The organism is Shimia sp. MMG029, assembly GCF_027947445.1.
Lineage (GTDB): Bacteria > Pseudomonadota > Alphaproteobacteria > Rhodobacterales > Rhodobacteraceae > Shimia.
Genome location: NZ_JAQJIM010000001.1, coordinates 739,075 through 765,421 on the forward strand (window position 1 = coordinate 739,075; position 26,347 = coordinate 765,421).

At 56.4% G+C, this 26,347-nt stretch carries 25 protein-coding genes; 7 read left to right on the top strand and 18 right to left on the bottom strand.

Features of this window, described 5'->3' with window-relative positions:
- The first annotated feature begins 51 nt into the window (after positions 1 to 51).
- Positions 52 to 1,317: a glutamate-5-semialdehyde dehydrogenase gene (locus PJL69_RS03570; RefSeq protein ID WP_271308424.1), complete on the top strand. Its 1,266-nt coding sequence runs from the start codon at positions 52 to 54 to the stop codon at positions 1,315 to 1,317.
- Between the two features lie 50 nt (positions 1,318 to 1,367).
- Here the strand turns inward: PJL69_RS03570 and PJL69_RS03575 are convergent, their stop codons facing one another.
- Entirely contained in the window at positions 1,368 to 1,964 is a 597-nt protein-coding gene (locus tag PJL69_RS03575) for a histidine phosphotransferase family protein (protein ID WP_271308425.1), read from the bottom strand.
- 29 nt (positions 1,965 to 1,993) lie between these two features.
- Here PJL69_RS03575 and PJL69_RS03580 point away from each other — a divergent pair, with 29 nt between their 5' ends.
- The 3 genes from PJL69_RS03580 to PJL69_RS03590 all read left to right on the top strand — a co-directional run bounded on the left by PJL69_RS03580 (position 1,994) and on the right by PJL69_RS03590 (position 3,892).
- Positions 1,994 to 2,176 carry a DUF3553 domain-containing protein gene (locus tag PJL69_RS03580; RefSeq protein ID WP_271308426.1) on the top strand — a complete coding sequence of 61 codons (183 nt, stop codon included), beginning with the start codon at positions 1,994 to 1,996 and terminating at the stop codon, positions 2,174 to 2,176.
- Positions 2,177 to 2,297: 121 nt separating this feature from the next.
- Positions 2,298 to 3,077 (top strand): GNAT family N-acetyltransferase, encoded by a 780-nt coding sequence (locus PJL69_RS03585; protein ID WP_271308427.1) that lies wholly within the window; start codon positions 2,298 to 2,300, stop codon positions 3,075 to 3,077.
- On the top strand, positions 3,074 to 3,892 hold the full coding sequence (locus tag PJL69_RS03590; RefSeq protein WP_271308428.1) for a lysophospholipid acyltransferase family protein: 819 nt from the start codon (positions 3,074 to 3,076) through the stop codon (positions 3,890 to 3,892). Before PJL69_RS03585 ends, PJL69_RS03590 begins: the two co-directional genes overlap by 4 nt.
- A gap of 55 nt (positions 3,893 to 3,947) precedes the next feature.
- Here the strand turns inward: PJL69_RS03590 and PJL69_RS03595 are convergent, their stop codons facing one another.
- Positions 3,948 to 4,562, bottom strand: coding sequence for a glutathione S-transferase family protein (locus PJL69_RS03595; protein WP_271308429.1), 615 nt, complete (start codon positions 4,560 to 4,562; stop codon positions 3,948 to 3,950).
- A 324-nt stretch (positions 4,563 to 4,886) separates the two neighbouring features.
- On the opposite strand from PJL69_RS03595, the gene rpsB reads away from it, so the two are divergent.
- Together rpsB and tsf are read left to right on the top strand one after the other, a co-directional pair.
- Positions 4,887 to 5,657 carry a 30S ribosomal protein S2 gene (gene rpsB, locus PJL69_RS03600; RefSeq protein WP_058240801.1) on the top strand — a complete coding sequence of 257 codons (771 nt, stop codon included), beginning with the start codon at positions 4,887 to 4,889 and terminating at the stop codon, positions 5,655 to 5,657.
- Between the two features lie 75 nt (positions 5,658 to 5,732).
- Positions 5,733 to 6,608 carry a translation elongation factor Ts gene (tsf, locus tag PJL69_RS03605; protein WP_271308430.1) on the top strand — a complete coding sequence of 292 codons (876 nt, stop codon included), beginning with the start codon at positions 5,733 to 5,735 and terminating at the stop codon, positions 6,606 to 6,608.
- Positions 6,609 to 6,779: 171 nt separating this feature from the next.
- Here the strand turns inward: tsf and PJL69_RS03610 are convergent, their stop codons facing one another.
- The 12 genes from PJL69_RS03610 to PJL69_RS03665 all read right to left on the bottom strand — a co-directional run bounded on the left by PJL69_RS03610 (position 6,780) and on the right by PJL69_RS03665 (position 19,860).
- Complete coding sequence (locus PJL69_RS03610) at positions 6,780 to 8,585, bottom strand: methyl-accepting chemotaxis protein (protein WP_271308431.1); 1,806 nt, start codon at positions 8,583 to 8,585, stop codon at positions 6,780 to 6,782.
- A gap of 568 nt (positions 8,586 to 9,153) precedes the next feature.
- Complete coding sequence (locus PJL69_RS03615; RefSeq protein WP_271308432.1) at positions 9,154 to 9,918, bottom strand: LuxR family transcriptional regulator; 765 nt, start codon at positions 9,916 to 9,918, stop codon at positions 9,154 to 9,156.
- A 321-nt stretch (positions 9,919 to 10,239) separates the two neighbouring features.
- Positions 10,240 to 10,929 carry a phosphate regulon transcriptional regulator PhoB gene (gene phoB / locus PJL69_RS03620; protein WP_209095723.1) on the bottom strand — a complete coding sequence of 230 codons (690 nt, stop codon included), beginning with the start codon at positions 10,927 to 10,929 and terminating at the stop codon, positions 10,240 to 10,242.
- A gap of 23 nt (positions 10,930 to 10,952) precedes the next feature.
- On the bottom strand, positions 10,953 to 11,648 hold the full coding sequence (gene phoU, locus PJL69_RS03625) for a phosphate signaling complex protein PhoU (RefSeq protein ID WP_209095724.1): 696 nt from the start codon (positions 11,646 to 11,648) through the stop codon (positions 10,953 to 10,955).
- Between the two features lie 12 nt (positions 11,649 to 11,660).
- A complete protein-coding gene (pstB, locus tag PJL69_RS03630) occupies positions 11,661 to 12,458 on the bottom strand; it encodes a phosphate ABC transporter ATP-binding protein PstB (protein ID WP_209095726.1) in 798 nt (265 codons plus the stop codon).
- A 17-nt stretch (positions 12,459 to 12,475) separates the two neighbouring features.
- Positions 12,476 to 13,831, bottom strand: coding sequence for a phosphate ABC transporter permease PstA (pstA, locus tag PJL69_RS03635; protein ID WP_271308433.1), 1,356 nt, complete (start codon positions 13,829 to 13,831; stop codon positions 12,476 to 12,478).
- On the bottom strand, positions 13,828 to 15,300 hold the full coding sequence (gene pstC, locus PJL69_RS03640; RefSeq protein WP_271308434.1) for a phosphate ABC transporter permease subunit PstC: 1,473 nt from the start codon (positions 15,298 to 15,300) through the stop codon (positions 13,828 to 13,830). Before pstC ends, pstA begins: the two co-directional genes overlap by 4 nt.
- 90 nt (positions 15,301 to 15,390) lie before the next feature.
- Complete coding sequence (locus PJL69_RS03645) at positions 15,391 to 16,428, bottom strand: substrate-binding domain-containing protein (protein ID WP_271308435.1); 1,038 nt, start codon at positions 16,426 to 16,428, stop codon at positions 15,391 to 15,393.
- Positions 16,429 to 16,579: 151 nt separating this feature from the next.
- Positions 16,580 to 17,668, bottom strand: coding sequence for a sensor histidine kinase (locus PJL69_RS03650; protein ID WP_271308436.1), 1,089 nt, complete (start codon positions 17,666 to 17,668; stop codon positions 16,580 to 16,582).
- 134 nt (positions 17,669 to 17,802) lie between these two features.
- A complete protein-coding gene (locus tag PJL69_RS03655; RefSeq protein ID WP_271308437.1) occupies positions 17,803 to 18,324 on the bottom strand; it encodes a gamma carbonic anhydrase family protein in 522 nt (173 codons plus the stop codon).
- Positions 18,324 to 18,965 carry a guanylate kinase gene (gene gmk / locus PJL69_RS03660; RefSeq protein ID WP_209095731.1) on the bottom strand — a complete coding sequence of 214 codons (642 nt, stop codon included), beginning with the start codon at positions 18,963 to 18,965 and terminating at the stop codon, positions 18,324 to 18,326. Before gmk ends, PJL69_RS03655 begins: the two co-directional genes overlap by 1 nt.
- Positions 18,966 to 18,969: 4 nt before the next feature.
- A complete protein-coding gene (locus PJL69_RS03665; protein WP_271308438.1) occupies positions 18,970 to 19,860 on the bottom strand; it encodes a YicC/YloC family endoribonuclease in 891 nt (296 codons plus the stop codon).
- Between the two features lie 235 nt (positions 19,861 to 20,095).
- Between PJL69_RS03665 and PJL69_RS03670 the strand changes: the two genes are divergently transcribed.
- The gene (locus tag PJL69_RS03670; RefSeq protein ID WP_271308439.1) at positions 20,096 to 20,794 is read left to right on the top strand and encodes a PAS domain-containing protein; all 699 of its coding nucleotides are present in this window, start codon (positions 20,096 to 20,098) and stop codon (positions 20,792 to 20,794) included.
- Positions 20,795 to 20,951: 157 nt separating this feature from the next.
- On the opposite strand, the gene PJL69_RS03675 is transcribed toward PJL69_RS03670, so the two are convergent.
- The 4 genes from PJL69_RS03675 to PJL69_RS03690 are packed head-to-tail and all read right to left on the bottom strand — an operon-like array spanning position 20,952 to position 26,344.
- Positions 20,952 to 21,671 (bottom strand): alanyl-tRNA editing protein, encoded by a 720-nt coding sequence (locus PJL69_RS03675; protein WP_271308440.1) that lies wholly within the window; start codon positions 21,669 to 21,671, stop codon positions 20,952 to 20,954.
- On the bottom strand, positions 21,668 to 24,100 hold the full coding sequence (locus tag PJL69_RS03680; RefSeq protein ID WP_271308441.1) for a DUF3772 domain-containing protein: 2,433 nt from the start codon (positions 24,098 to 24,100) through the stop codon (positions 21,668 to 21,670). Before PJL69_RS03680 ends, PJL69_RS03675 begins: the two co-directional genes overlap by 4 nt.
- Positions 24,101 to 24,114: 14 nt before the next feature.
- The gene (locus tag PJL69_RS03685) at positions 24,115 to 25,152 is read right to left on the bottom strand and encodes a cysteine synthase A (RefSeq protein ID WP_271308442.1); all 1,038 of its coding nucleotides are present in this window, start codon (positions 25,150 to 25,152) and stop codon (positions 24,115 to 24,117) included.
- A 58-nt stretch (positions 25,153 to 25,210) separates the two neighbouring features.
- Positions 25,211 to 26,344: an NUDIX domain-containing protein gene (locus PJL69_RS03690; RefSeq protein WP_271308443.1), complete on the bottom strand. Its 1,134-nt coding sequence runs from the start codon at positions 26,342 to 26,344 to the stop codon at positions 25,211 to 25,213.
- Between the last annotated feature and the right edge of the window lie 3 nt (positions 26,345 to 26,347).

Here is a 26,347-nt window from a genome sequence, read left to right on the forward strand (position 1 = left end):
CTCAAAACCTTCGCCAAAGGCGACATTCACCAACCACAAAGGACAGATCTGATGAAAGACATCGCAGATATCCCCGCCCTGATGGCCCAGATTGGCGCGCAAGCCAAAGCGGCAAGCGCGGAGCTGGCCTTTGCCCCGCCGGAGGTGAAACGCGCCGCGCTAGAAGCCGCCGCCGATGCGGTCTGGGCGCGCCGCGCTGAGATCATCGAGGCCAACAAGAAAGACCTTGAATTTGGCCGTGACAAAGGCCTGTCTGACGCGATGATGGATCGCCTGATGCTGGATGAAGACCGCATTGACGGCATCGTGTCTGGCCTGCGCACTGTTGCGGCGCAAGATGACCCTGTTGGCGAGGTACTGACCCAGTGGGACATGCCTTCCGGCATCAACATTCGCCGCGTGCGCACGCCGCTGGGTGTGGTTGGTGTGATCTATGAAAGCCGCCCCAATGTGACCGCAGACGCGGGCGCGCTGTGCCTGAAATCTGGCAACGCCGTAATCCTGCGTGGCGGCTCTGAAAGCTTCCACAGCTCCGGTGCGATCCACGCTTGCCTTGTGGATGGCCTTAAATCCGTTGGCCTGCCCGAAGCTGCGATCCAGCTGGTGCCCACACGTGATCGCGCGGCTGTTCAGGAACTGTTGACCATGATCGACACTGTGGACGTGATTGTGCCGCGCGGTGGCAAAGGGTTGGTGGGGCTTGTGCAGCGTGAAGCCCGCGTGCCGGTCTTTGCCCACCTTGAGGGCATCGTCCACATCTATGTGGATGCGGCTGCCGACGCACAAAAGGCGATGGATGTGATCCTGAACGCCAAAACCCGCCGCACCGGCATCTGCGGCGCGGCGGAATGCCTGCTGATCAACGAAAGTCTCGTTGATAGCCTCGGCGCTGCGCTTATTCAGATGCTGCTGGAGGCGGGGGTGCGGGTGCATGCCGATGAAACCTTGCAGAAGATCGCAGGCACCACACCCGCCACGGCAGAGGATTGGGGCAAAGAATATCTCGACATGGATATTGCCGCGAAAGTGGTGCCGGACGTCGACGCAGCGATTGCACATATCCGCCTGTATGGCTCCAATCACACCGATTGTATCCTGACCGAAGATGACGAAACCGCCGCGCGTTTCTTTGAACGTCTGGACAGCGCGATCCTGATGCGCAACGCCTCCACTCAGTTTGCCGATGGTGGTGAATTTGGCATGGGCGCAGAGATCGGCATCGCCACCGGCAAAATGCACGCCCGCGGACCTGTTGGCGCGGCCCAGCTCACCAGCTTCAAATATCTGGTCGAAGGCAACGGCACCACGCGGGCCTAAGTCTCAAAAGACCAAAAACAAAAGGCGCCGGATTTCGGCGCCTTTTTCGTTTAAAACCTGACCTCTAGGCTCATATCGGTCATCGATACATTGAGCGTGCGCCGCAGAAGGTTCACCCCCTGTGGCAGCAGGCCAAACTGCACCTTTGCAGGCACAAGTCCCTCAGGGACGTCGCCATGCGACACGGGACCCCATAGATCGGTGTCCGCACGCAGCTTCTCGCTTTCTGCGAGCAAATACCAACCCGCGCCTTCCTTTGCGATGCTGATTGTGCCGCCAAACGGCATCGACGTCTCAAAGCACATGAGCGTCAGAAAGGCGAGGCGCAGCTCAGAGCGGGCCACAGCGCCCTCGACTTCCCAAAACGTTTCCACCCGTGACGCAGGCGCCAGATCGGTCAGGATGGATTGGATTTCCTGCGTGCCGACCATTTGTTCGTCACCTGGCTGGCCAAAAGCCACGCGAAACAGACGAATGCGCGCGTTTGCGTTCTTTACGCTGTCCTCGATCATCTCCATCTCAGGGCCCTTTGCGTCGCCGGTCAAAGCAAGCAGTTCAAGCCCATTGCCAATCGCCCCGACTGGGCTGATCAGGTCGTGGCAAATCCGTGACCCTACCAATGCGGAGAAATCCGTATTATCTGACATCTGTATTCCTTTAGAAAACGAGTGGCCCAATGGATGATCTCAATGCCTTTCTTGAACCCGGAATGTTGGTCACACACCCGACACAGCCCGATTGGGGCCTGGGGCAGGTGCAGTCCAATATCGGTGGCAAAATCACCGTCAACTTTCGGGATGCGGGCAAAGTTGTTCTTGATGGTACACGCGTCATGTTGATGCCGGCATCTGAAACCTAATTTGGTTAATAAAGTGTTCACGCCCATCCAGAAACGTCAACACATGATCTCCGCTGGCTGAATTGATTTCCCCGATTCAGCTGCGTAAAAGGCCTCAAAACAAAGAGGAAAACGCGCTCCCATGACCGAGCAGCCCCGCGATTTTAAAGTTAAACTTGCCGAGTCTGACGCGGAACTTCGCGCCGCACAGCATCTGCGTTACCAAGTGTTCGTGAAAGAGCTGGGCGCGGATGGACCTATGGTGGATCACGCCCAAGAGCTTGAAAAAGACCGGTTTGATCCAAAGTTTGACCATCTGCTTTTGATTGATCGCGCGCGCTCCGAAGATCTGCAGTCGCAAGTTGTGGGCGTTTACCGACTTCTGACCGGAGAAAAAGCCAAAGAGATTGGACAGTTCTATTCAGAGGACGAATACGATCTGTCGGCGCTGAAAGCCTCGGGTCGGCGCTTGCTGGAACTGGGACGTTCCTGTCTGTTGCCAGAGTATCGGGGTGGGGTGGGCATGTTCCATCTCTGGAACGCGCTGGCAGCTTATGTGGCCGATCATGAGATCGAAGTGCTGTTTGGCGTTGCCAGCTTTCACGGCACCGATATAGCCCGCCATGCCGCAGCACTCTCGCTTCTGCACCATCGCCATCTGGCCCCGTCAGATATCCGTCCGCGTGCGCAAGAAGGCGTGTTTCAGGCGATGGACCTGCTGCCCGAAGCGGACATCGACCGCCGAACAGCAATGCTGTCGGTGCCACCTTTGATCAAAGCCTATCTGCGCCTTGGTGGTTTTGTCGGGGAAGGGGCGTTTTTGGACCATGCCTTTAACACCACCGATGTCTGTCTGATCCTTGACACCGCCCGCATGAATGAGAAAAGCCGGGCGCTCTATACGAAGGAGCGCGCACTGTGAGCACTTGGGAAAGCGACGAAGGCTATCCAGTTCAGCCTGAACTCGGGGCAATGGGCATTCTGCGTGCTGTTGCACGCGGCTTTCCTCTGGCCATATTGGTGTTTGGATGTCTGGGGCTGTTGCTGCTACTGCGCCTTATCGAGCGTCCGCTGTTTGGGCTGCAACGCCCCTGGACCCCACACATCACCCAATTTGTCTGCCGCAACGCGTTCCGGCTGCTCGGCATTCGCTTCACCGTGACCGGCACACCGATCAAAGGGCGCGGTGCGGTGGTTGCAAACCACTCATCTTGGCTGGATATTTTTGCGCTCAACGCGCCACAACAAGTCTATTTCGTGTCCAAAGCGGAAGTTGCCAAATGGCCCGGAATTGGCTGGCTTGCGCGCGCCACGGGCACATTGTTCATAAGGCGTGACCGCCGTGAAGCGCGTGCGCACAAGCAAATGTTTGAGGATCGTCTGCTGGCCGGGCACCAGCTGCTGTTCTTTCCAGAGGGCACCAGCAGCGACAGCCAAAGGGTCTTGCCGTTCAAGACCACGCTCTTTGAGGCGTTTTTTGATCCACGTCTGCGCGAAGAAATGGTCATACAACCCGTCACGGTGCACTACACAGCCCCCAAAGGGGCTGAGCCCCGATTTTATGGCTGGTGGGGAGATATGGACTTTGGTCCACATCTGCTTTGCACATTGGCGGCCCCACGGCAGGGCCAAGTTGATGTGATTTACCATCCACCGCTCAACGTCAGCGACTTTGCCAATCGCAAGTCATTGGCGCGTGCCGCCGAAACCCAAATCCGTTCTGGCCTGAAAAAATAGTTCCTCAAAATGGGCGCGGTGATGGGGCGAATGCCGCCCCAAATCTGCTCAGCGCTCAACCATTGTCACGTGCCAGTGCGCGCTGAAAAGCCGGGCGCGCCTCGATAGCGGCCACATATGCTGCCAGTTTGGGGTAAGCCTCTGAAAGGCCCAGCCGATGAACTGCGGCTTGTGCTGGGAACAGCATCATCACATCCACTGCGGACAAGTCATCGAGAACAAAATGACCGGACGGGCGCAGCTGCGCTTCCATATAGTCAAAATGGTTCTTTGTTTCCGAACGTATGCGCGGCTGAAGCGGCGCAGCTGCCTCGCCCAGACGGCTTGTATAAATGCCCAGAAGCAAAGGCGTCATCGCAGACCCTTCTGCAAAATGCATCAATTGGAGATGGGCCATTGCCTCTGCACTGTTTTCATCAGCTGGCAGCATCTGGGGTGCATATCGCTGGCACAAAACCTCAACAATCGCGGCCGATTCCGTGATCAATTGCCCATCAATTTCCAACATGGGCGCTTTGCCTAGCGGATGTATCTCTTTTAGCGTCTCAGGTGCCAAGAACGTCTCGCTGTCGCGCTGATAGCTGCAGAGCTCATAGGGCACGCCAATCTCTTCAAGCAGCCACATGATGCGCAATGACCGGGATTGATTAAGGTGATAGAGTTTGATCATGAAGGCAGCTCCTTGGTTGTTTGACTGAACAGGCTTTTGCGTCATACAAAACGCCAAGGCGCTTGACGCCTCAACACCAGTCGACCAACGAAATTCACCGCCTCAAGGCAAAGGTCAACCCGTCGCGATCCGCAGTGCCTGCAATTTCGGGCATCCGCGACAATAGGTGCTTGCAAGCAAACCAATGCTGGTGTAAACGCGCGCCATTCAAACCCGCAGACGGGGTTTGGGCTTGGGCAGGGGAGACATCCCTGTCGGTCCGCCGGTTGGAGCATCCGCTCTCACTTCTCCCCGTCAAGGCGTAAACCGGAAAAGGAAAATAGCATGGCTCTTCCCGAGTTCTCCATGCGTCAGCTGCTGGAAGCTGGCGTTCACTTTGGTCACCAAACACAGCGCTGGAACCCACGCATGGGCCCGTTCATCTACGGCTCCCGCAATGGCATCCACATCATGGACCTGACCCAGACCGTTCCTATGCTGGACCAGGCTCTGACAGCTGTTCGTGACACCGTGGCAAAAGGCGGCCGCGTTCTCTTCGTTGGCACCAAGCGTCAGGCCGCAGCGCCAATCGCAGATGCAGCAGAGAAATCCGCGCAGTACTTCATGAACCACCGCTGGCTCGGCGGCACGCTGACCAACTGGAAAACCGTTTCCCAGTCCATCAACCGTCTGAAAGAGATCGACGAGAAACTGGCATCCGGCGCAGAAGGCCTGACCAAGAAAGAGCGTCTGGGCATCGAGCGCGACCAGGAGAAGCTGCAAGCCTCTCTCGGCGGCATCCGCGACATGGGCGGCGTTCCTGACCTGCTGTTCGTCATCGACGTGAAAAAAGAAGCTCTGGCGATCGCAGAAGCCAACAAACTGGGCATCCCAGTTGTGGCTGTGGTTGACACCAACTGCTCCCCAGACGGCGTTGACTACATCATCCCAGGCAACGACGACGCATCCCGCGCGATCTCCCTGTATTGCGACCTCGCAGCCCGCGCAGCGCTGGACGGCATGACCGCACAGCTGGGCGCAGCTGGCGTTGATCTGGGCGAATTCGAAGCTCCGGTTGAAGAAGCCGTGGCCGAAGAAGCCGCAGCAGACGCGTAAGCGACGTTACAAATCTGACATGGGGGCAGGGTAGACCCGCCCCCACATTCCCAATTCTGACGAGGAGAGCCACAGATGGCGATCACAGCAGCAATGGTTAAAGAACTGCGCGAGATGACCGGCGCAGGCATGATGGACGCGAAAAAAGCGTTGACCGAAACCAATGGCGATCAGGAAGCAGCAATCGACTGGCTGCGCACCAAAGGTCTGGCGAAAGCGGCGAAGAAATCCGGCCGTACCGCAGCCGAAGGTCTGGTGGCTGTCACTGTTGAAGGTGGCAAAGGTGTTGCCGTTGAGGTGAACTCCGAAACCGACTTCGTTGGCAAAAACGCGGACTTCCAGTCCATGGTTGCCAAAATCGCTGGCGCAGCGATCAACGTATCTGACGTTGACGCGCTGAAAGCAGCGGATCTGGGCGGCAAGACCGTTGAAGAAACCGTAACCGACGCTGTTGCCACCATCGGTGAAAACATGTCCGTGCGCCGTATGGCATCCGTTGAAGGCGACGTTGTGACCTCCTACGTTCACAACCCAGCGACCGACGGCATGGGCAAAATCGGTGTTCTCGTGGCGCTGAAAGGCGGCGACGAAGCATTCGGCAAGCAGGTTGCCATGCACATCGCAGCGGCCAACCCGCAGGCACTGGGCGAAGCAGACCTCGACCCGGCCATCGTTGAAAAAGAGAAAAACGTTCAGATCGAGATTGCACGTGAATCTGGTAAGCCAGAGCAGGTGATCGAGAAAATGATCGTAGGCCGCATGAAGAAATTCATGTCCGAAGTGACCCTGCTGGGCCAAAACTTCGTGATCAACCCTGACCTGACCGTTGAAGCAGCTGCCAAAGAAGCAGGCGCGGAAATCGTTGGCTACGTTCGCATGGAAGTGGGCGAAGGCATCGAGAAGAAAGAAGAAGACTTTGCAGCAGAAGTGGCGAAAGCCGCTCAGGGCTAAGCCCCTCTGAAGTCGACGACTTTGAACGCCGCACACTACAGAGTGTGCGGCGTTTTTTTGTGTCTGTTTATTAATCTCAGCTCTTGGCCACCTGCGCTTCTTTGGCAGCACTAAATACGAAAAAAGGGGCCCGCATCCGGACCCCTATAAGAACAAGTATCAACGATTGATTTAAGCTGCTGCGGTGTGCCCATTGGCAAGTGATCTGTCGCCCACAACCACCGTGTCTTGCTCAATTTCGAAAACAGCCAGATGCGCGATGAGCTCTTCAGAGTTGTCCTCAAGCGTGGCGCAATGCTGTTGGGTCTGCTCAACCATCTCTTTGTTCTGTTGCGTGACACGATCCAGTTGCTCAATGCCAGTGCTGACCTCTTCAATCGTGCTGGATTGTTGGTCCACGACCTGTGCGATTTCTTCAACCATATCGGAGATCCCACCAACCTTGTCAGCAATGCTCTTAAGTTCGTCACCCATGCGGCCAACCAAATCAACGCCTTCCGTAACCTGGTTGGAGCTAAGTGCGATGAGGTCTTTGATCTCTTGCGCGGACTCAGTGGATCTCAGCGCCAGCGAGCGCACCTCAGAGGCGACAACCGCAAATCCACGACCAGCTTCACCAGCCCGTGCGGCTTCCACCCCTGCGTTCAACGCCAGCAAGTTGGTTTGGAACGAAATATCCTCAATCACCGAAATGATTGCCGAAATCTGATTAGAAGAACCTTCGATTTTCGACATCGAGTTCACGGCCATCGACACAATGCCACCGCTCTGATCTGCTTCTTTGCGTGCTTCAGAGACGATACGTTCGACCGAACGCGCGTTTTTCGACGCTGATTTTGCGCTGCTGGTCAGATCTTCCATCGCGGAGGTCGTTTCATCCAATGTGGACGATTGGCTTTCTGTACGCTGTGCAAGTTCCTGCGATGCACCTGCCAATTCAGAAGAGAAGTGTTTCACAGACTCAGAATTGCGATGAATTGCGCCCAAAAGCGTGTTCAACTTCTCTGCCGAGGTGTTGAAGTCTTTGCGAAGCACATCCATGGCGCCAGCAAACGCATCATCCAGACGATAGGTCAAATCGCCTTTGGAAAGCTCTTTCAGCCCCATGCCAAGTGCTGCCACAACGGTCTCAACCTGGCGCGCATTCTCGCGTATCTCTTCTTCTTTGCGCTGATTGCCCTCAATCGCCTCTCGAAGTGATGAAACCACACGTGCCAACGCGCCAATCTCGTCTTTTCTCTGTCCGAGACTTTCATCGGCAGTCACATCACCTTCAGCCATGCGCCCCAGTAGGGCCTGAAGATGTGACACAGGGCGGGTCACAGACAGCGTTACGTATCGCGCAGCGAACACAGAAAGTGCGACAGCCGCCAAGAGAATGAGCGTCACATGCAGGCCAAAGCTGTCAAGCGAGGCAGTGACTGTCGAACCGGCAGAGTGATTGGCCGCTTCTTCGAAATCAATGAACTCATTGATCACATTCAACCAGTCCGAAAACAGCGGAGAGACTTCTTGCAACAGAGCGATCGCCTGCGCTTTGTGTCGCGGATTTCCTGAAGAGATTTTGTTGATGATTTCATCAACCAACGGGTTGGTCTCCGCTTGAACCAGCGCAATACGCGCTGCAATTTCTTTTTCCTCAGGGCGCACGGTGGCCGTGTCAGCCAATAGCTTTTCGAGCTGTTTTTCGTTTTCAGCATAAGTGGCAGCCAAAGCATCGATCAACGCAACCTGCGCATCGCGATCTGGGCCCGCCTGCAACAGCACCACATCCCGAATAGCAATGGCGCGGTCGTGAACGCTGCCGCGAAAATTGATTGCATGGCGTTGTTTGACCGAATTGACTTCGTTGATTTGCGCAAGCGTTTCGCGCGCTGCTTCAACGCGCCAGACCGCGACAATGGCAAGCCCCACCATAAGGGCAAGCATAAAGGCAAAGGTCACTGACAAACGGGCACCGATGGCGAGATTTTTCATCTCTGTCTCCAATTCAGGTGAATTCATGTCGATGGCCATCCCCGCCATCGCTTTTGTAAGGAGCAAAATCTGAGATCAGGCATAAGAAACCGTTAAAAGGCCCCATGAAACTGGCGCTCTCACCACGTTAGACAGCGGTCAATCTGCTCACGATTTCAGAGCGATCCGACACAGAGATTTCTCCATGATAACAGAGGGTTGTCAGCAGAGTAGGGCACAACAAACGAACAACCGTATGCCGTACAGCGGTCTGAAAAGACATCGTTCCATAGGGGCGGTCAAAGCAAAACATGCATAAAAAACGGCGCCACCATAGGGTGACGCCGCTCTTTCCACGGCCTCCAAAACATGGGGATGGGGAGGCCACCGAAATTGTTAACTTATGGCCAAAATAAACCTAAGCTAACGTCCGGGTTGTGTACCGGTCGACACGGAGAGCCTCGAAATTACGAAGTTCAGCGCCGATATGTTCCAAGGCCAAAGCCACCACTCACGGAACAATTCGATATTGCCATTCTGACAAATAACCAACAAGTCAGGGATACCATACTAATGACGCTATAATGCGTCAGTTTTGGCCTTCAAGCAAGTAAATTTGTCGCATGAACGAAGCCTTGAGCAAAGCCTGGGCTGTGGTCTCCACATTCATGGCGTCTCGGGCCAGCCGCAAATGCTTCTCAACTGTCGCGGGAGTGCGGCCAATCAGCAGTGCAATATCCTGAATGGTTTTGCCATCGCCAACCCATTCCAGCACTTCTCTTTGACGATTCGTCAGTTCCCGTTCCGGATTTTTGTAGGGCAGGGACTGGATCTTCAGATGCGCCACATTATTGAACAATGAAATCTCGCGGCCATGTGTTTCCCAAAGTTCGTCAACTTCGTATTGCGCCAGGTCAGAACGCGCGCCAAGTGAGATCGCGCCCTTGTGGCGCGATGAAACCGTCGGGAAACTTACTGTATAGCCTGCGTGCAGCCCAAACTGTTGGTTCACCTGATACACTTGGATTTGTTTCTCTGTCAGATTGCCCGCCGCAAAGGCGTTTTGGATGATGCTCCAGCTCTGTGCGCCGGCGTTATCAAGCGACCACTTCATCATCGGGCCGTCAAAGTACAGGCCTTCGCCGATGTATTTGTCCAGATAGGCACGCTCATGATTGGAGAGAATGAAAAAGTCTTCAACATCACCCAATGACATGCCGCTGCGGTAGTTGGTGTAGCCATAGATGATTTTGTCAAAACCAAAAGTTGCCATCTTGGCGCAGTGCAGTTCCCAAAGCGCCTCAAGGCTGGTCTGGTTCATTACGGTTTCGACGTAGTCTAAAGCTTCGTCCATCAGTGCATCCACAATACAACGGCGCGATCAAGTACAGCACAGAGAAAATCTGGTGCGCTTGTCGGCAGGTTTACAACTGTCGTCAGGTTCGTTCATCCCCACGAACTAATCCCAAAGGTATCGTAAATCTTTCCTAAGTGTCCAGAGGGGTAAGATAGTTGTTTTGACCATTTGGTTTAATGACATAATACCAATTATAAGACTTAAGGATTCGCTATTTAAACAAGACTCCCCGCCCATCGCGAATGTGAAAACGAAATCACTCTCAATGTGTTACGAGGCACATTCAATGCGCCTCGTACCCCTTGTCATATGTGGCGCCTATCCAAGCGCATAACCGGCGCCGCGCACCGTGCGGAGCGGGTCATTGCCCCCATGCACACACAGTGCTTTGCGCAGACGCCCGATATGTACATCTACCGTGCGGCTGTCGACATAAATGTCGCGCCCCCAAACCCGATCCAACAGCTGTTCACGACTCCAAACACGGCCAGGCTTTTCCATAAACGTTGCCAGCAGACGGAACTCTGTCGGCCCAAGCCGCAACGCTTCATCAGAGCGTGTCACCCGGTGAGTTTCGGCATCCAAAATAATGTCTTCATATGTGAGCGTCTGGCCAACTGAAGACGGACGCACGCGGCGCAGCTGGTTGCGCACCCGTGCCATCAGCTCCATCACTGAATACGGTTTGACAACATAGTCATCAGCGCCGGTCTCAAGCCCGCGCACACGGTCAACCTCTTCAGACCGCGCCGACAACATGATCACTGGAATGTCTTTGGTCTCTGCACGCGTTTTCAGACGCCGACAGATTTCGATGCCAGATGTTCCCGGCAGCATCCAATCCAGCACGATGATGTCAGGCTGGACCTCCTGCACCATCAACAGCGCTGTGTCGCCATCCGCGGCGGCTTCCACGTCAAACCCTTCGGCCTGAAGGTTGTAACTCAGAACTTCACGCTGTGCCGGTTCATCTTCTACGACGAGAACGGTGGGATGATCTTTGGCCATCTTCTTTGCCTCTCTATCTCTCTTTAGGCCTCAAGCCGTGTGGCTTTGGGGCGCGCCTCTTCAGGCATGGAACCGGTCACCAGATAAATCACCTGCTCGGCAATTGCGGTCACATGGTCCCCCATGCGCTCGGTGTTTTTTGCCATGAAATGCAGGTGCATACAGGGTGTGATGTGGCGTGGATCTTCCATCATGAACGTCAGGAATTCACGGAACAGCGCATTGTACATCTGGTCAATGCTCTGATCACGCTCAAGCACATCCTGCGCCAGCGCAACGTCGCGCTGGATAAAGGCGTCCAGCACATCTTTCAGCATCAGCTGCACTTCTTGCGCCATACGACGCAGAGAGCCATGCGCGCCCTCAATCTGCTCCATATGCACGAGCACCGCTGTGCGTTTGGCCATGTTCTTGGCATAGTCGCCAATGCGTTCAAGGTTGCCGGCGATTTTCATCACAGACAGCACAACGCGCAAATCCACCGCCGCAGGCGCACGCAGCGCGATCAGATTGGCGCAAAGCTCATTGATCAGGTCTTCAAGCGCGTCAACGGCCTTGTCACCTTGCCGCACTTCGGCAGCCAATTCTTCGTCGCGGTTCTGCATAGACTTGGCGGCATCGCCAATCGCCGCCTCAACCAGGCCGCCCATTTTCATCACATGCGCCTGAATGCCTTCGAGGTCGCGGTCAAAGGCGGAAGCAATATGTTGATCGTTCATAATACAGTCTCCTTAGCCGATCCGGCCAGTGATATAGCTTTCAGTGCGCTCGTCTTTTGGGTTGGTGAAGATCTGCGAGGTGTCGCCAAACTCCACCAGATTGCCCAAATGGAAAAACGCGGTTTTCTGGCTGACGCGCGCGGCCTGCTGCATGGAGTGCGTCACAATCACCACCGAATACTGGTGGCGCAGCTCATCAATCAGCTCTTCCACCTGCGCGGTGGCAATCGGGTCCAAAGCAGAGCACGGCTCATCCATCAGCAGCACTTCAGGCTCGGTCGCCACAGCGCGCGCAATACACAGACGCTGTTGTTGACCACCGGACAGCCCCGTGCCCGGCGCATGCAGACGGTCTTTCACCTCATCCCAAATCGCACCACGGCGCAGGGATTTCTCCACGATCTCGTCCAGATCCGCCTTGTTCTTGGCCAAGCCGTGAATGCGCGGGCCATAGGCGATGTTGTCATAAATCGACTTGGGGAACGGGTTTGGCTTTTGAAACACCATGCCGACTTTGGCACGCAGCTGCACAGGATCCACACGCTTGTCATAGATGTCTTCGCCATCAATCAGGATATCACCTTTCACACGACACACATCAATAGTGTCGTTCATCCGGTTGATACAGCGCAAGAAAGTGGACTTTCCACAACCCGATGGGCCGATGAAAGCCGTCACAGCCTTCGCATCAATCTCGACGTTCACGTCTTTGATGGCATGGGTGTCACCATAATAAACCTGCACGTTGCGGGCGGAGATTTTGGTTGCGTTCTGGTCCACGGCGGCCCCCAGTTCAGCTTGGTCATACATATTGTTCAATCCTTTGCTTACCAACGGCGCTCAAACCGGCGGCGCAGGATAACTGCGAGAGTGTTCATTGAGATGAGGAAGATCAACAAAATGATGATCCCGCCCCAGGCGCGTTCATAGTAAGCTGGGTCAGCGCGCTTCGCCCATTCGTAGATCTGTGCCGGCATGGCAGAATTCGGATCCAGCAGGCCGCTGGCAATGCCGTCCGGCGCGTTGGACGCGATATAGCCCACCATCCCGATCAGCAGCAGAGGTGCAGTTTCACCGAGTGCCTGGGCCAGGCCAATGATGGTGCCGGTCAGAATGCCAGGCGCGGCCAGCGGCAGCACATGGTGGAAGACCGACTGCATTTTGGAGGCCCCTACCCCCAGCGCCGCGTCACGGATGCTTGGCGGTACAGATTTCAGCGAGGCACGGGTCGAAATGATGATCGTCGGCAAGGTCATCAGTGTCAGCACCAGACCACCCACGAGCGGCGCGGATTGCGGCAGATGCATGAACTGGATGAACACCGCGAGACCCAAGATACCAAACACAATGGATGGCACAGCCGCGAGGTTGGAAATATTGACTTCGATCAGATCTGTCAGGCGGTTCTTAGGCGCAAATTCCTCAAGATAGATCGATGCGGCCACACCCAACGGCAGGGCCAAGAAAAGCACCACAAACATCATGAACAGGGAGCCCAGCATCGACACACCGATTCCGGCTTGCTCCGCGCGGCTTTCGGATGCATCCGCGCCAAAGATGAAAGCCGGGTTGAAGGTTTTGGCAACCACGCCCGCTTCCAGCAGCCCATCCACGATGTCGAGGTGCTCGGCGTCAATGTTCTTGTCGCGTGCCAGATGCTCACGTTTCACACGGTCTTTCAGATAGCCATCCACACGGCTTGACGCGAGGAACTTGAACTCCACGGTCTGACCAATCAGTGCCGGGTTTTCGATCACCGCCGTACGCACTTGGCCCGCAGCAGAGGCCGAAATCAGCGCCTTCATCTCTTTGGATTTGGTCAGCGGTGTCTCGATGCCTGCCTTCTGCACTTCTGCAAGAACAGCTTTTTGGATCAGTGGGTTATAGCCAAAAGTTGACACTTTCTTAATGTCATCAATGTTGCGGTTGCCCTTTTTATCGAGCTTGGCCTCATCCAGATAGACCGGCACGGTCAGGAAGGTCTGCTGAAACGCGCCCAGACCACTGGTCAGGATCGCAAACAGCAGCACAAAGAGGAACGTGATACCGGTGACAATAGCGGCCACGCCATAGGCGCGAAACCGTTTCTCTGCTGCATTGCGCTTTTTGGTGCGCGCATCGAGCGTGGTCAGAGAGCCAGACTGCGGCTTTGCGCCATCGGTGGGAAGGCTTGCGTCGGTCATTCGTACTGCTCCCGGTACTTACGGACGATGTAGAGCGCGAAAACATTCAGCGCCAAGGTCAGAACAAAAAGGGTGATCCCAAGGGCAAAGGCCACCAGGGCTTCGGGCGATGCAAAGTCAGAGTCGCCTGTCAGCTGAGAGACAATCTTGGCGGTCACGGTGGTCATCGCTTCAAACGGGTTGAGCGAAAGCCGGGCTGCGGCCCCTGCCCCCATGACCACAATCATGGTTTCGCCAATCGCGCGGCTTGCGGCCAACAGGATCGCGCCCACAATGCCCGGCAACGCGGCCGGCAGGATCACCTGTTTGATGGTTTCAGATTGCGTCGCGCCCAGCCCGTAAGAACCGTCGCGCATCGCCTGCGGCACCGCATTGATGATGTCGTCAGACAGCGAGCTCACAAATGGGATCAGCATGATGCCCATGGCAATTCCTGCGGTCATCACCGCGCGACCACCGCTCATCCAGCCTGCGCCATCTTCGCCGAAAACAGAAACCAATAGCGGCCCGATGGTCAGCAGCGCAAACAGACCATACACAATGGTCGGGATCCCGGCGAGGATCTCCAGCAGCGGCTTGGCAATGCCCCGCACGCGTGGTGTCGCGTATTCCGACAAGTAGATCGCGGCAAACAGCCCAATAGGCACCGCCACCAGCAAAGCAATGAAAGAGATATAAAGCGTGCCCCAAAGCAGCGGCAGAATACCCAGCTTAGAAGCGCCCCCCCGGCCAGAGAAGCTCGGCGCCCACTCAAGCAGGGTGAAAAAGTCTGCTGCAGGATAGAGGCGGAAGAATTCGGCAGTGTTGAACACCAGCGACAGCACAATGCCGATCGTGGTCAGGATCGCCACAGAGGCTGCCGCGATCAAAAGCGCCAAAATGCCTTGTTCCACGGTGTTGCGCGCTTTGTAGTCTTTGTCGGCCTGCCGAATGGCAAAACCTGCGGCACCAAGGGAGACCAGCAAAGTAAGCGCTGCCAGGATAAGGCTGCCAGTGCTCGTCATCGTACGATAGGCCTGCGCCGCATGCAGGATCGGCTTGGTGATCGCAGAGGTCACAACCTGCCCGGCCTCTTTCAGGCTGGCAGTCAGCGCTTCAACATCGGCACCTGCATCACGTGACAGCTCTTCAGAGATCACGCCAGCAGCCACAGCGTTGTTCAGCCCCTCGGCAGTGCGGCGCACTTCGGCCATCACCAGACCAATACTTGAGCCTTCTTTGATCTCACTTTCTGGGATCATACCAGCAATGCTGTTTTGAATGACAAGCGGTTGCGCGATCAGCCAGACAACGATCAGCCCAAATGCAGGCGCTGTGACTTTCATGAACACGTTCCAGCCATAGTAATTCGGCAGGGAGTGCAAGGCGCGCGAGTCACCGCCAGCGCTGCTCAGGGCACGCTGTCTCCCAAAAACAAAGCCGACGATCGAAATCGCCAGCACAATCACGCAAAGCCAGATAACAGGCATATGTCCCCCAGAAGTCTTTTTCTCAAGACAGATTGGAAAGAGGCGGCGACAGGCGCCGCCTCAGATGTTTTATCGACTTAACAGTCGGGATCAGCTGTCGCCACCCATGGTTTTCTCAGCAGCAACCGCTTCCTGAGTTTCAACCAGCGCTGGGTCGGACACGAGGCCGTATTCAGCCAGAGGGCCGTCGCCGCCTGCGATCTCATCAGAGATGAAGAACTCAGCGTATTCTTTGAGGCCAGGGATCACGCCGATGTGGGCTTTCTTCACGTAGAAGAACAGCGGGCGGGACACTGGGTATTCACCGGTGGAGATGGTTTCGGTGGAAGGCTCAACGCCTGCCATAGTCGCCACTTTCAGCTTGTCGGTGTTGTTCTCATAGAACGCCAGACCAAACACGCCGATGCCGTTTGCGTTGGCGTCGATGGAAGCCAGGGTCTCGGTGTAGTCACCGTCGATGTCCACGGCGCGGCCATCAGACATCACTTCCAGACATGCATCTTCTGCATCGTCCTCAGACATGCCAGCAGCCATCATCGCTTCGAAAGCGCCAGTGGCTTCACAGCCTGCTGCAACCACTTTCTCTTCAAACACTTCACGGGTGCCGTGCTTGGTGCCTGGGATGAATGCCAGAATGTCCTCGGATGGCAGGTCCGCGTTGAAGTCAGACCATTTCTTGTGTGGGTTATCAACCAGCTTGCCGTCCACCATCACTTTTGGGGCCAGCGCGTTGAAGATGTCAGACTGCGTGAAAGCAGAGTAGTCAGGACCGTTCAGCTGGGAAGCGAACACGATGCCGTCATAACCGATGCGCACTTCGATGATGTCAGTCACACCGTTTTCTGCGCAGGCTTTGATTTCTTTGTCGCGGATCTTGCGGGAGGCGTTCGCAACATCGGTGTGCTCGGTGCCAACACCTTGGCAGAAACGCTTCAGACCAGCAGAAGAGCCACCGGATTCAACAACCGGTGTTGGGAAGTCGAAGTTTTCGCCAAAAGCTTCAGCAACGATAGAAGCATAAGGCAGAACGGTGGAAGAACCGGCGACCTGAACTTGGTCACGCGCCGCAGCAGAGGTGGCGGCAACGGCCGCGATGGCCAGAGCAGAGGCAGTCAGTTTGACAGACATTAGTATAACTCCATGTGTTTAGACTGTTCTGTGTCAGTCTCACAGCGCGGTCTAATGCGCCTGTTCGAAGCTTTTGTGACGGCTATGTAACAGCTGTATGACAGTGGCAAAGAAAATATGTCATTTCGCAAAAAACAACATTGCCAAAAGGTTACTTCAAAGGAAGCAACACGTTGAAAACGCTACCTTTACCCAGCTTGCTTTCGATGTGCATACGGCCCCTGTGACGGTTAACAATATGTTTTACAATGGCGAGCCCAAGCCCCGTGCCGCCCATCTCCCGCGATCTATGAGAATCTATGCGGTAAAAACGCTCCGTCAGACGGGCAATATGCACCGAGTCGATTCCCGGCCCATCATCACGCACCGAAAGCGCATATCGCGGCCCCATCACGCCAACCCCGCTGCGCTTTTCTGCTAGGGTGACCGTGACAGTGGTGCCCGGGCCGCCATATTTCAGCGCATTTTCCACGAGATTCGTGACCACCTGCAAAAGCTGGTCCGCATCCCCAGGCACCACTGCCTCTTCACGCACCTTGTCATAGACCAAGGTGCACCCGGCCTCTTCAGCCATCGGCCCAAGGTTTTGCAACACAGATCGGATCACCTGATCCAGATCGACCGGATCCGTGGGGCGCATCCGCGACACTTCTTCAACACGGCTCAGTGACAAGAGATCCCCAACCAGGCGATTCATCCGGCTCGCTTCCGCCGACATAATGCCCAGAAACCGATCCTGTGCCCTAGGATCAGCCCGCGCTGGCCCCTGAAGGGTCTCCACAAAGCCCAGAATCGCGGTTAGCGGCGTGCGCAACTCATGGCTCACATTGGCCACAAAATCCCGCCGCATCTGGTCAAGCTGCTGAAGCTCGGTCACATCCTGAAAACAGATCAGCACACCTTTGAAGCTTTGCCCACTTCGGGGCATACTCAATCCGCGCGGGCCGCTTGCTTCAGGGGTCAACGTCACCGGCGCACAGCTGACATCATAGCGGTGTTCCTGTGGCCCTTCGCTGTGCAGGTAAATCGCGCGATGCGTCTCCCCATCCCGCAGACAGTCTTCAACGGCCGCGTTCAGACTTGGTTGACGAAATACCAAAATCAAAGGCCGGTCATCGTCCGCATGAGGGTTCAGTTTCACCGCAGCCGCATTGCCACCCACAATTCTTGCCCGGCTGTCCACCAGAACAGCGGGAAGAGGAATCGCATCCAAGTATGATCTGTAAAATTCGCGCTGCACGTTTGCCTCATATCTTCAAAAGGCCCGGCCAAAACGGCCAGGCACCTTTTGCAGGCTCAAATCGCAGCAACGTAACAGGAATATGACATGTCGCTCTATCTAAAGAGAAACTGTCACAAATCGCGATGCGCGAGTCAGATTGCGCGCAGCCCGGACTTATAGCGCAGGAAATTTTCCTGATAATGCAGCGCTGACAAGCGCAGCTTTGCGATCGCCGCCTCATCCAGCTGGCGCACCACCTTTCCGGGTGTGCCCATCACAAGGCTGCCATCAGGGATCTCTTTGCCTTCCGGGATCAGCGCCCCTGCCCCGATCAGGCAGTTTTTGCCAATCTTGGCACCATTCAGGATGATCGCGCCCATGCCAATCAGGCTGTTCTCGCCGATCGTGCAGCCATGCAGCATCACCTTATGGCCAATGGTGCAGCCCGCACCAATGGACATCGGAAAACCCATATCCGTGTGCAGCACACAGTTTTCCTGAACATTGGAGCCAGCGCCAACCCGGATCTCCTCGTTGTCGCCGCGCAGCGTGCTGCCAAACCAGACGGAGGCCCCAGCCTCAAGCACAACATTGCCAATCAAATTGGCATCTGGCGCGCACCAGCTGTCTTCATCCTGATGAGGGCGCACCCCGTCCAGTTCATAAATTGGCATCAGGACATCTCCTCAAACTGCATCTGCAACTGACGCACATGATCCTGCAGCTCTGGCTGCTGAATACGGCGCATCCGCTCCGCTTCCACAATGGTTTTCAGCTTGGCTTCGGTCTCATCCAGATCGTCATTGACCAGTACATAGTCGTAATAGCCCCAGTGGCTGATCTCATCCCAGCTCTTGAGCATACGCTTGGCGATCACATCTTCGCTGTCCTGCGCGCGGGTTTCAAGACGGCGGCGCAGCTCTACAATCGACGGTGGCAGAATGAAGATCGACAGCGCATGTTTGCCCAAATCCGAATTGCGGATTTGAATTTCACCTTGCCAGTCCACGTCAAACAGCACGTCCTGACCATTGTTTATGGTGTCCCGCACCGGTCCCGCTGGCGAACCATAGAAATTGCCAAAAACGTGGGCGTGCTCCAGCATCTGCCCTTCAGCAACCTGCGTCTTGAACTCTTCTTCTTTCATGAAGAAATATTCGCGCCCATGCTCTTCACCGGGGCGTGGCGCACGTGTGGTGGCAGAGACCGAAAACTTCAGCCCCGGATCCCAGGCCATCAACCGCCGCGCCAGCGTTGATTTCCCTGCGCCGGAGGGGCTCGACAAAATGATCAAAAGGCCGCGTCTGTTGGTCATGCTCTCATTCCACGTTTTGAACCTGTTCCCGCATCTGATCTATCACAGCTTTGAGGTCCAGCCCAATCCGCGTCAAATCCACCGATTGTGCCTTTGAACACAGCGTATTGGCCTCCCGGTTGAATTCCTGCATCAGGAAATCGAGTTTGCGACCAACCGGGCTGCCTTGGGCAATCAATCCGCGCGCGGCCTCAACATGGGCGCGCAGCCGGTCCAGTTCTTCCATCACGTCCGCTTTCACGGCCAATATGGCCAGCTCTTGCGCCACCCGTATTTCATCCGCACCTTCGGTGTTTTCCAGCACCCGCGCCAAATTGCTGCGCAATGCATCGGCACTCTCGGCCCGCCGCGCTTCCGCCGCCGTCGCAGCCTGCGACGTCAGCGCTTCGATTTGCGCCAACTGGTCAAGCAGCACCGTTTGAAGCGCTTGTCCTTCTTGCTGGCGCATGGCCGCAAAGCTTTCAAGCAACGCCGGCACCTCTGCCATCAAAGCCGTCAGAAGCGCCTTTGTGTCGGTGTCCTCAGAGGTGGTTTCCATCACGCCACGCAACCCCAAGAGATCGCTCGCTTTAGAGGGCGCCAAAGCGACACCTGCGTCAGCCGCCTGTGCTTCCGCCGCCTTGATCGCGCCCAGCACCGCGGCTAGTTGGCCAGCATTCACCGACAAAGTGCTCTGTTCCTCATCGCGTTGAATGCGCAATGACAGGTTTACACTGCCCCGCGCCAGCGCTTTGGACAGCGCCGCCCGCAAAGCTGGTTCAAGCCCCTCAATCCAGTCAGGAACACGCAGGCGCAGATCCAGCCCCTTCGCATTCACACTGCGCAGATCCCACGTCCAGCTGTGTCCCAGCGCATCACCCTTATGTGACGCGTATCCTGTCATCGACTCCAGCATCTGAACCCTCCTGCGGCTAAGCTGTTGACGCAGCTAAATCTATTCTACTGCGAAGCGCAATGTTAACGCGTTAAAGCGTTAACCATTTCTCGCATTTTTTAGCGCAAACAAAATAAAATATGACATAAGTGATTTACGAGTTGTAAACACTCTCTGTATCGTCAGATAAAATATAGCGAACGAGAGCTTCTACGTACGAGTGCAGACCAATACGAAGGTTTACGGGGAGAAGGTTGTGAGAATTTTTGGAGACGGGAAATCAGGCGCGGCCAAAGTGCACAGCATTGAGGTCATGCAAGAGGTGAAAACCTACTGGGAAAGCCTGCGCAACGGCCACCCAATTCCTTACCGCAGCGATGTAGACCCACGCCGCATCCAGAAGCTTTTGAAACATGCTTTCATTCTGGAACGCATCGCACCCGGCATGGCACGCCTGCGTGTCTCCTGTAACACCCTGTCTGATGTGATGGACATGGACATGCGCGGCATGCCGATGTCTGCGCTGATCAATGGCGCCTCCAGAGACAGCTTTGCCGAGGTGCTGGAGCGGGTCTTCTCCTCGCCTGCGGTTGGACGCGTGGAGCTGACAACACGCCGCAGCTTTGGCCGCTCGGGCCTTCAGGGTGAAATGATGCTCCTGCCACTGCGCAGCGACTCTGGCGAAGTGAACCGCATTCTGGGCGCAATCACGCTCGACGGTGAAGCCACGCGAAGCCCACAGCGCTTTGATATGGAAGGCAGCTTCCTGCGCCGTATTGAAATGGGCAGCGAAAAGACATCGGATCCGATCGCCACAATCTTGCGCCCGCAGAAAGTCTCAATGCCGAAATTCGATCCAGCCACGCATTTTGCGCAGGCAGACGACACACCAACGAAAACAACTTTGGAACCCACCAAACATGCCCATCTGCGGCTGGTGGTCTCCAACACCTAAATCAGAACAAACCGCAGGAGAGTGCTCCTGAGGTTACGGAAAAGGCGGGGTCTATTGGTCATGGCACCTCGCCTTTTTTCGTTTTTTACTCAGAAAAATACAGCCAAATCCGCCCGCGAAAACCGCAGGTTCATGTAGGTCGAGTGTCGGTTGGGCCTCAGCCCTCCAGATGCAGATACACCCGCCGGTTCTGCCGCCCTTTTTTCTCGACCTTGCCAATCCGCACACGCCCAATCTCAGCGGTGCTTGCCACATGAGTGCCGCCACAAGGTTGCAGATCGACCTGCTCATCGTCTGAGCCAATCCGCACCAGACGCACACGACCCGCACCTTTGGGCGGGGCAACAGACATGGTTTTCACAAGACCCGGATTGGCCTCAAGCTCCGCATCGCTGATCCAGCTTTCCGAAATCGCAAAATCCTGATCAATCAGCGCATTCAATGCCTCGGTCAGCGCCTCTTTGTCTTCAGGCGCCTCGGGCATGTCAAAATCAAGCCGCCCTTTCTCCGTGCCGATAGAACCGCCCGTGACAGGCAAAGGGATCACCACGGACAGCAGATGCAGTGCCGTATGGACGCGCATATGGCGGTGACGGCGCGGCCAGTCGAGCACCTGCATCACCTGTGCCCCAACCGGCGGCAGCTCTTCGGGCTCCGAAGGCACCAGCGCAATGCCGCCGTCCGGCACTTTCACAGCGGTGGCAATCTTCAGGCTTTTGCCATCCCAGCGCAACACGCCGCTGTCGCCGGGTTGGCCGCCGCTGGTTGCGTAAAACAGCGTGCCATCCAGCAACACCCCACCCTCAGGTGTGTGCCCCACCACCTTTGCAGATGCCTCTTTCAAATAAGCATCTTTCAAAAACAGCAACTCGCTCATCGTGCATCTCCCCCATCTGCATCGCCGTCCGCATCCAGATCTTCGAAATCAGGTGGTGTCGGTGACGGAATGTCCTGTCCCTTGGGGACAGCCGCCGCCGTTTCGGGCGATTTGGCTGCGTCACCCTGCAGAACCTCAGGGTTGCGCAACCAAACATCACGCTGCGCAAAGGGAATTTCGATCCCTTCCTCGGCAAACCGCCGCGCGATTTCATGGTTCATATCGCTCTTGACGGTCAAAACCCAGTTCACATCCCGCAGGATCGCACGGATCTCAAAATCCAGCGAGTCCGCGCCAAAGCCCTGAAACACCACCGCAGGGCCGGGATTGGCCAGCACCATCGGATGGGCTTCTGCAATCTCGCGCAGGATCCCCTCAACCCAGCGCGTATCCGTGCCATAGGCCACCCCAACCGGCACAATCACACGCCCAACCGTGTTGCCGCGTGTGTAATTGGTAACCGTGTTGGACACGAGGTCGGAGTTTGGCACCACAACATCTGTGCGATCAAAGGTTTCAATGCGCGTCGCGCGTACCGAAATATCGCGCACGTAACCCATCTGGCCGTTGACCTCGATCCAGTCCCCTTCGCTCACAGGGCGCTCAATCAACAAAATGATGCCACTGACAAAGTTGGACACAATGGTCTGCAACCCAAAACCAATGCCGACAGACAGCGCCCCAGCAAACAGCGCGATATTGCTCAGATTGATGCCAGCAACGCTCAAAGCAACCAAAGCCGCAAGGAAGATACCGACATATCCCGCGCCAGACACAACTGCGGTCTGGCCGCCGACATCAAGCCTCGTCTTCGGCAGCACATTGTCGCGCAGAAAGCTCTGGATCAGTCGCGTGATCGTATGGCCAATCACATAGACAACAATCAGCAAGAAAATAGTTTTGGGAGCCAGCACCAGGTCGCCAAACGCAAATCCCGTGGTCAGCGCCTCCCACCCCTGTCTGAGATGTGTCACCTGTGCCCCCCAGCACAGCGCAAACACCGGGATCGACAGAATAGACAGGGCCACACCGGTCAGAACAGCGCCCAGCGATCCGTCATCATCCGCGCCGCGTCCGCTCAGCGCAGCAAAAATCTTCTGAATGACACGCTGCGCCACCAACAGAAACGCCACCAGAAACACCGAGCGCACACTGGAAAACACAATGTAGCTTGCCCCGCGCGTCAAGCCGCCCATCGACAAGAGTGCCCCTGCCACCGACACAAGGATCATGTAGCGGCTGAGCATATAGATCAGCTGACCTGTTGCAGACAGCGGCGACTCTTCATCCTTGCGCATGGTGTTGGCATGGCGCGACACCAATATCGCAAGCTGCGCAAGGAAGAAGCCTGCGACGATCGTGAACACACAAAACACCACCGCCTCGGTGCCTGTTGTCCAGTTTTCATAGCGTGACAGCTTGTAAAACATCGTGCTCAGCGCCAGCACCGCGCCCAGTGTTACACTGGCTCTGCGCCCCTTGGCTTTCTCAGCGGCAGAAAGATTGAGCGGCAGCAAAGGTTGCTCCGCACGAGAGAATATGCGTTCTCCCAACCAGCGCGCAGTGAGCAGCTCGAAGGTCATGATCGGCAGGTTCGCGAGGATCACATCTCCGCGCAAGCCTGGCAAATCCGTCGCATAGACCGCCTTTGAAAATGCAAATACCCCAAGCATCGGCAGCGCGACCTGTCCATATGACAGCGCGAACGCAGACACCCACCGCATCGCAGACAGCTCGCGCCGCTCACGTGTCACCATGTGCAGCGCCGCATTGGTCCATTTGGTGCCTTGCGACAACAGCACAAAGCTGATTGCCAGATAAAACAACATGGTCGGCAGGGACCGGCCAAGGTCATGGCTCAACCGCTCGTGTCGCCAGCCTGACTGAAACTCCAGCGCAACCACTCGAAATGTGTCCAGCACCTGATCCAATGCAGGCCACCACAGTTGCGGGTTCAACGGGATCGGACCCAGCTCCAGCAACATTTGCGTCTGCCGACCACGCAGCAAAACATCAATGGAACGGATCAGCTCTTCGGCTTCGCTATAGGCCAGATCAGCCCGCCGCACTGGAGCCTGCGCCGCCGATAGATCCAGCTGTAATTGCCTGCGTTCATCCGTGACGTCCTCTGCCTCGCCCCCTTCTGGAACGGGCCCGAGCCGCGTCAGCTGTGCTTCAAGGGTGGAGACGGAAATGCGGGTGCGCGAACTCTCCGAATTAAAGGTATCGCGCCACCCGACCAATTGTTCGCGCAGCGCATCCATCGCCGCTTCAGAGGCGCGGTCATTGTCGATCGCCTCCGTGGCACGGTCAACGACCTTGCGCCACGCATCGTAATCCGGCTCTTGCGCGCTCTGCGCCCAAGCCATTGAAACAAAAAGCGCCAGACAGGTCAGCGCTATTGCAAAGTATCGGCTCAGTGCGCGCATGTGCTTTTACGCTCTTAAACGTCTTCAAATACACCCGGAATGCTGGAAGGGCCTGTGTTGCCCAGCCATTCCGGTGTTGGCAGACCTTTTTCTTTCAGGAACGCCGGGTTGAACAGTTTGGACTGATAGCGTGTGCCATAATCACAAAGGATCGTCACAATGGTGTGGCCCGGGCCCATCTCATTGGCCATGCGCACCGCACCCGCGATGTTCACACCAGAGGAGCCGCCAAGGCACAGCCCTTCTTCCTGAAGCAGATCAAACACATAAGGCAGCGCTTCCTCATCAGAGATCTGATAGCTCATATCCGGCGTGAAGCCTTCGAGGTTCGCGGTGATACGGCCCTGACCGATGCCTTCGGTGATCGATCCTCCTTCAGATTTCAGCTCACCAGATGTGTAGAAGCTGTGCAGCGCGGCGCCCATCGGATCTGCCAGACCGATTTTCACGCCTTTGCCCTGAATGGCTTCCGCCACACCGGCCAATGTGCCGCCTGAGCCAACTGCGCAGATAAAGCCGTCCACTTTGCCTTCGGTCTGGGTCCAGATCTCAGGGCCGGTGGTCTCGACGTGCGCCTGACGGTTGGCAACATTGTCAAACTGGTTCGCCCAGATCGCGCCATTAGGCTCCGTCTTGGCCAGCTCCGCCGCCAGACGCCCGGAATACCGCACATAGTTGTTGGGGTTGCGATAGGGCGCGGCTGGCACCTGCACCAATTCCGCACCTGCAAGGCGCAGCATGTCTTTCTTTTCCTGAGACTGCGTCTCAGGGATCACGATCACGGTTTTGAACCCCATTGACGCACCAACCAGCGCAAGGCCGATGCCGGTGTTGCCCGCCGTGCCTTCCACAATGGTGCCGCCTGGCTTCAGATCGCCGCGCGCCAGCGCATCTTTGATGATATACAGCGCCGCGCGGTCTTTCACCGACTGGCCAGGATTCATGAATTCCGCCTTGCCGTAAATCTCACAACCGGTCGCCTCGCTCACCTTGTTGAGACGGATCAAAGGGGTGTTGCCGATTGCTTGGGCAAGATCACGGGCAATATGCATGTTGCGCGGTCCTCTTATGGATGTTTGAGAACCTGTGTAGGCAAGGCCGCGCCGGAACTCAAGCGGTCCCGCGCAGGCGATCACGATGCCGTGCCAGCCAAAGCGCCGCCAGCACCAAAGGCGTGTTCACCAATTGCATGGTGTCGACCATCTGCATCAGCTCCTCATAGCTGAACAGAAACGAACGAATGTCCTCGGCTTCCTGCTCCAGCCCCGAGACCCCGGTCACATCATCTGGCAGGTCGGTGATGCCGACGTAAATGTCATAAAACTCCGTCGTACACCCGGGCGAGGCATAGGCATGCGCAACCTCATGTATTTCACCAATGCTTAGCCCCGCTTCTTCCTGCGCCTCCCGCCGCGCCGTGGCCTCCGCGGTTTCCGCCGCATCAATCCGCCCTGCAATCGGCTCAAGCTGCCAGGGCAAGGCATCCCCCCGCAAAAACGGCCCCATGCGGAACTGCTCGATCAGCAAAACCCGGTCGCGCACAGGATCATAGGGCAGTAAGATCACCGCATCAGTGGCCACAAAAACCGCACGTTCCACCGGTTCGCTAAAGCTGCCATCGTAGCGCCGAAAGCGCAGGTCCACCTCTTCCAGCGCAAAATACTTGGCATAAGGACGCCGCAAGGACACATCGGTCACATCCGTGCGGAGCATGCCGCCCGGGCTCAGCGCCGTATTGTGGGCCTGTGCGGCCGCCTTCGCCATCGCCCGCGCGCGGATCATTGGCAACATGCGGTCCACTTCTGCCCGGCTGCGCGTGCCAAAATAGCTCATTTCCTCCACCGCGCCAAAAACCGCGGCAACGCCATAGGTGTTCTGCCAATCCGCCAGCGACCACGGCCCATCCGGCGCCCATGCGCTGTCTTCGCTCTTAAACACCTCAGCCGGCTTCAGCACCGCTGCCCCCTGAAGGGTGACATGCACAGGCGCAAGGTCATAGTCAAAGCCGCCTTCGTAATACTCAAGCCGCGCGACATCCGCCTCGGTCAAACCGCCCAGCCACAGCCCCTCCGCCGCACTGCCTGCCTTTGATTTGATGATTGGAAAATCCTGCCCTTGCACCGCATAGACCGCGTGGTCCTGCAGGGTTGCCGGCGCAATCTGCAAAGCGTCAGAAGGTTTTCCCAGCACAGCCTCAAGCAAAGGCACGTGTCGCAACGTACCATAAACAAATAGATTTTTCATAAG

Bases quoted from the DNA above. Each gene is read 5' to 3' on its own strand.
- PJL69_RS03575 (WP_271308425.1), bottom strand. From the start codon at position 1,964: ATGTCAGATAATACGGATTTCTCCGCATTGGTAGGGTCACGGATTTGC.
- pstA (WP_271308433.1), bottom strand. From the start codon at position 13,831: ATGACCGACGCAAGCCTTCCCACCGATGGCGCAAAGCCGCAGTCTGGC.
- phoU (WP_209095724.1), bottom strand. From the start codon at position 11,648: ATGAACGATCAACATATTGCTTCCGCCTTTGACCGCGACCTCGAAGGC.
- pstB (WP_209095726.1), bottom strand. From the start codon at position 12,458: ATGTATGACCAAGCTGAACTGGGGGCCGCCGTGGACCAGAACGCAACC.
- PJL69_RS03655 (WP_271308437.1), bottom strand. From the start codon at position 18,324: ATGCCAATTTATGAACTGGACGGGGTGCGCCCTCATCAGGATGAAGAC.
- tsf (WP_271308430.1), top strand. From the start codon at position 5,733: ATGGCGATCACAGCAGCAATGGTTAAAGAACTGCGCGAGATGACCGGC.
- PJL69_RS03690 (WP_271308443.1), bottom strand. From the start codon at position 26,344: ATGAAAAATCTATTTGTTTATGGTACGTTGCGACACGTGCCTTTGCTT.
- PJL69_RS03675 (WP_271308440.1), bottom strand. From the start codon at position 21,671: ATGAGCGAGTTGCTGTTTTTGAAAGATGCTTATTTGAAAGAGGCATCT.
- PJL69_RS03570 (WP_271308424.1), top strand. From the start codon at position 52: ATGAAAGACATCGCAGATATCCCCGCCCTGATGGCCCAGATTGGCGCG.
- PJL69_RS03615 (WP_271308432.1), bottom strand. From the start codon at position 9,918: ATGGACGAAGCTTTAGACTACGTCGAAACCGTAATGAACCAGACCAGC.
- rpsB (WP_058240801.1), top strand. From the start codon at position 4,887: ATGGCTCTTCCCGAGTTCTCCATGCGTCAGCTGCTGGAAGCTGGCGTT.
- PJL69_RS03645 (WP_271308435.1), bottom strand. From the start codon at position 16,428: ATGTCTGTCAAACTGACTGCCTCTGCTCTGGCCATCGCGGCCGTTGCC.
- gmk (WP_209095731.1), bottom strand. From the start codon at position 18,965: ATGACCAACAGACGCGGCCTTTTGATCATTTTGTCGAGCCCCTCCGGC.
- PJL69_RS03610 (WP_271308431.1), bottom strand. From the start codon at position 8,585: ATGAAAAATCTCGCCATCGGTGCCCGTTTGTCAGTGACCTTTGCCTTT.
- PJL69_RS03595 (WP_271308429.1), bottom strand. From the start codon at position 4,562: ATGATCAAACTCTATCACCTTAATCAATCCCGGTCATTGCGCATCATG.
- phoB (WP_209095723.1), bottom strand. From the start codon at position 10,929: ATGGCCAAAGATCATCCCACCGTTCTCGTCGTAGAAGATGAACCGGCA.
- PJL69_RS03665 (WP_271308438.1), bottom strand. From the start codon at position 19,860: ATGCTGGAGTCGATGACAGGATACGCGTCACATAAGGGTGATGCGCTG.
- PJL69_RS03685 (WP_271308442.1), bottom strand. From the start codon at position 25,152: ATGCATATTGCCCGTGATCTTGCCCAAGCAATCGGCAACACCCCTTTG.
- PJL69_RS03580 (WP_271308426.1), top strand. From the start codon at position 1,994: ATGGATGATCTCAATGCCTTTCTTGAACCCGGAATGTTGGTCACACAC.
- PJL69_RS03585 (WP_271308427.1), top strand. From the start codon at position 2,298: ATGACCGAGCAGCCCCGCGATTTTAAAGTTAAACTTGCCGAGTCTGAC.
- pstC (WP_271308434.1), bottom strand. From the start codon at position 15,300: ATGCCTGTTATCTGGCTTTGCGTGATTGTGCTGGCGATTTCGATCGTC.
- PJL69_RS03680 (WP_271308441.1), bottom strand. From the start codon at position 24,100: ATGCGCGCACTGAGCCGATACTTTGCAATAGCGCTGACCTGTCTGGCG.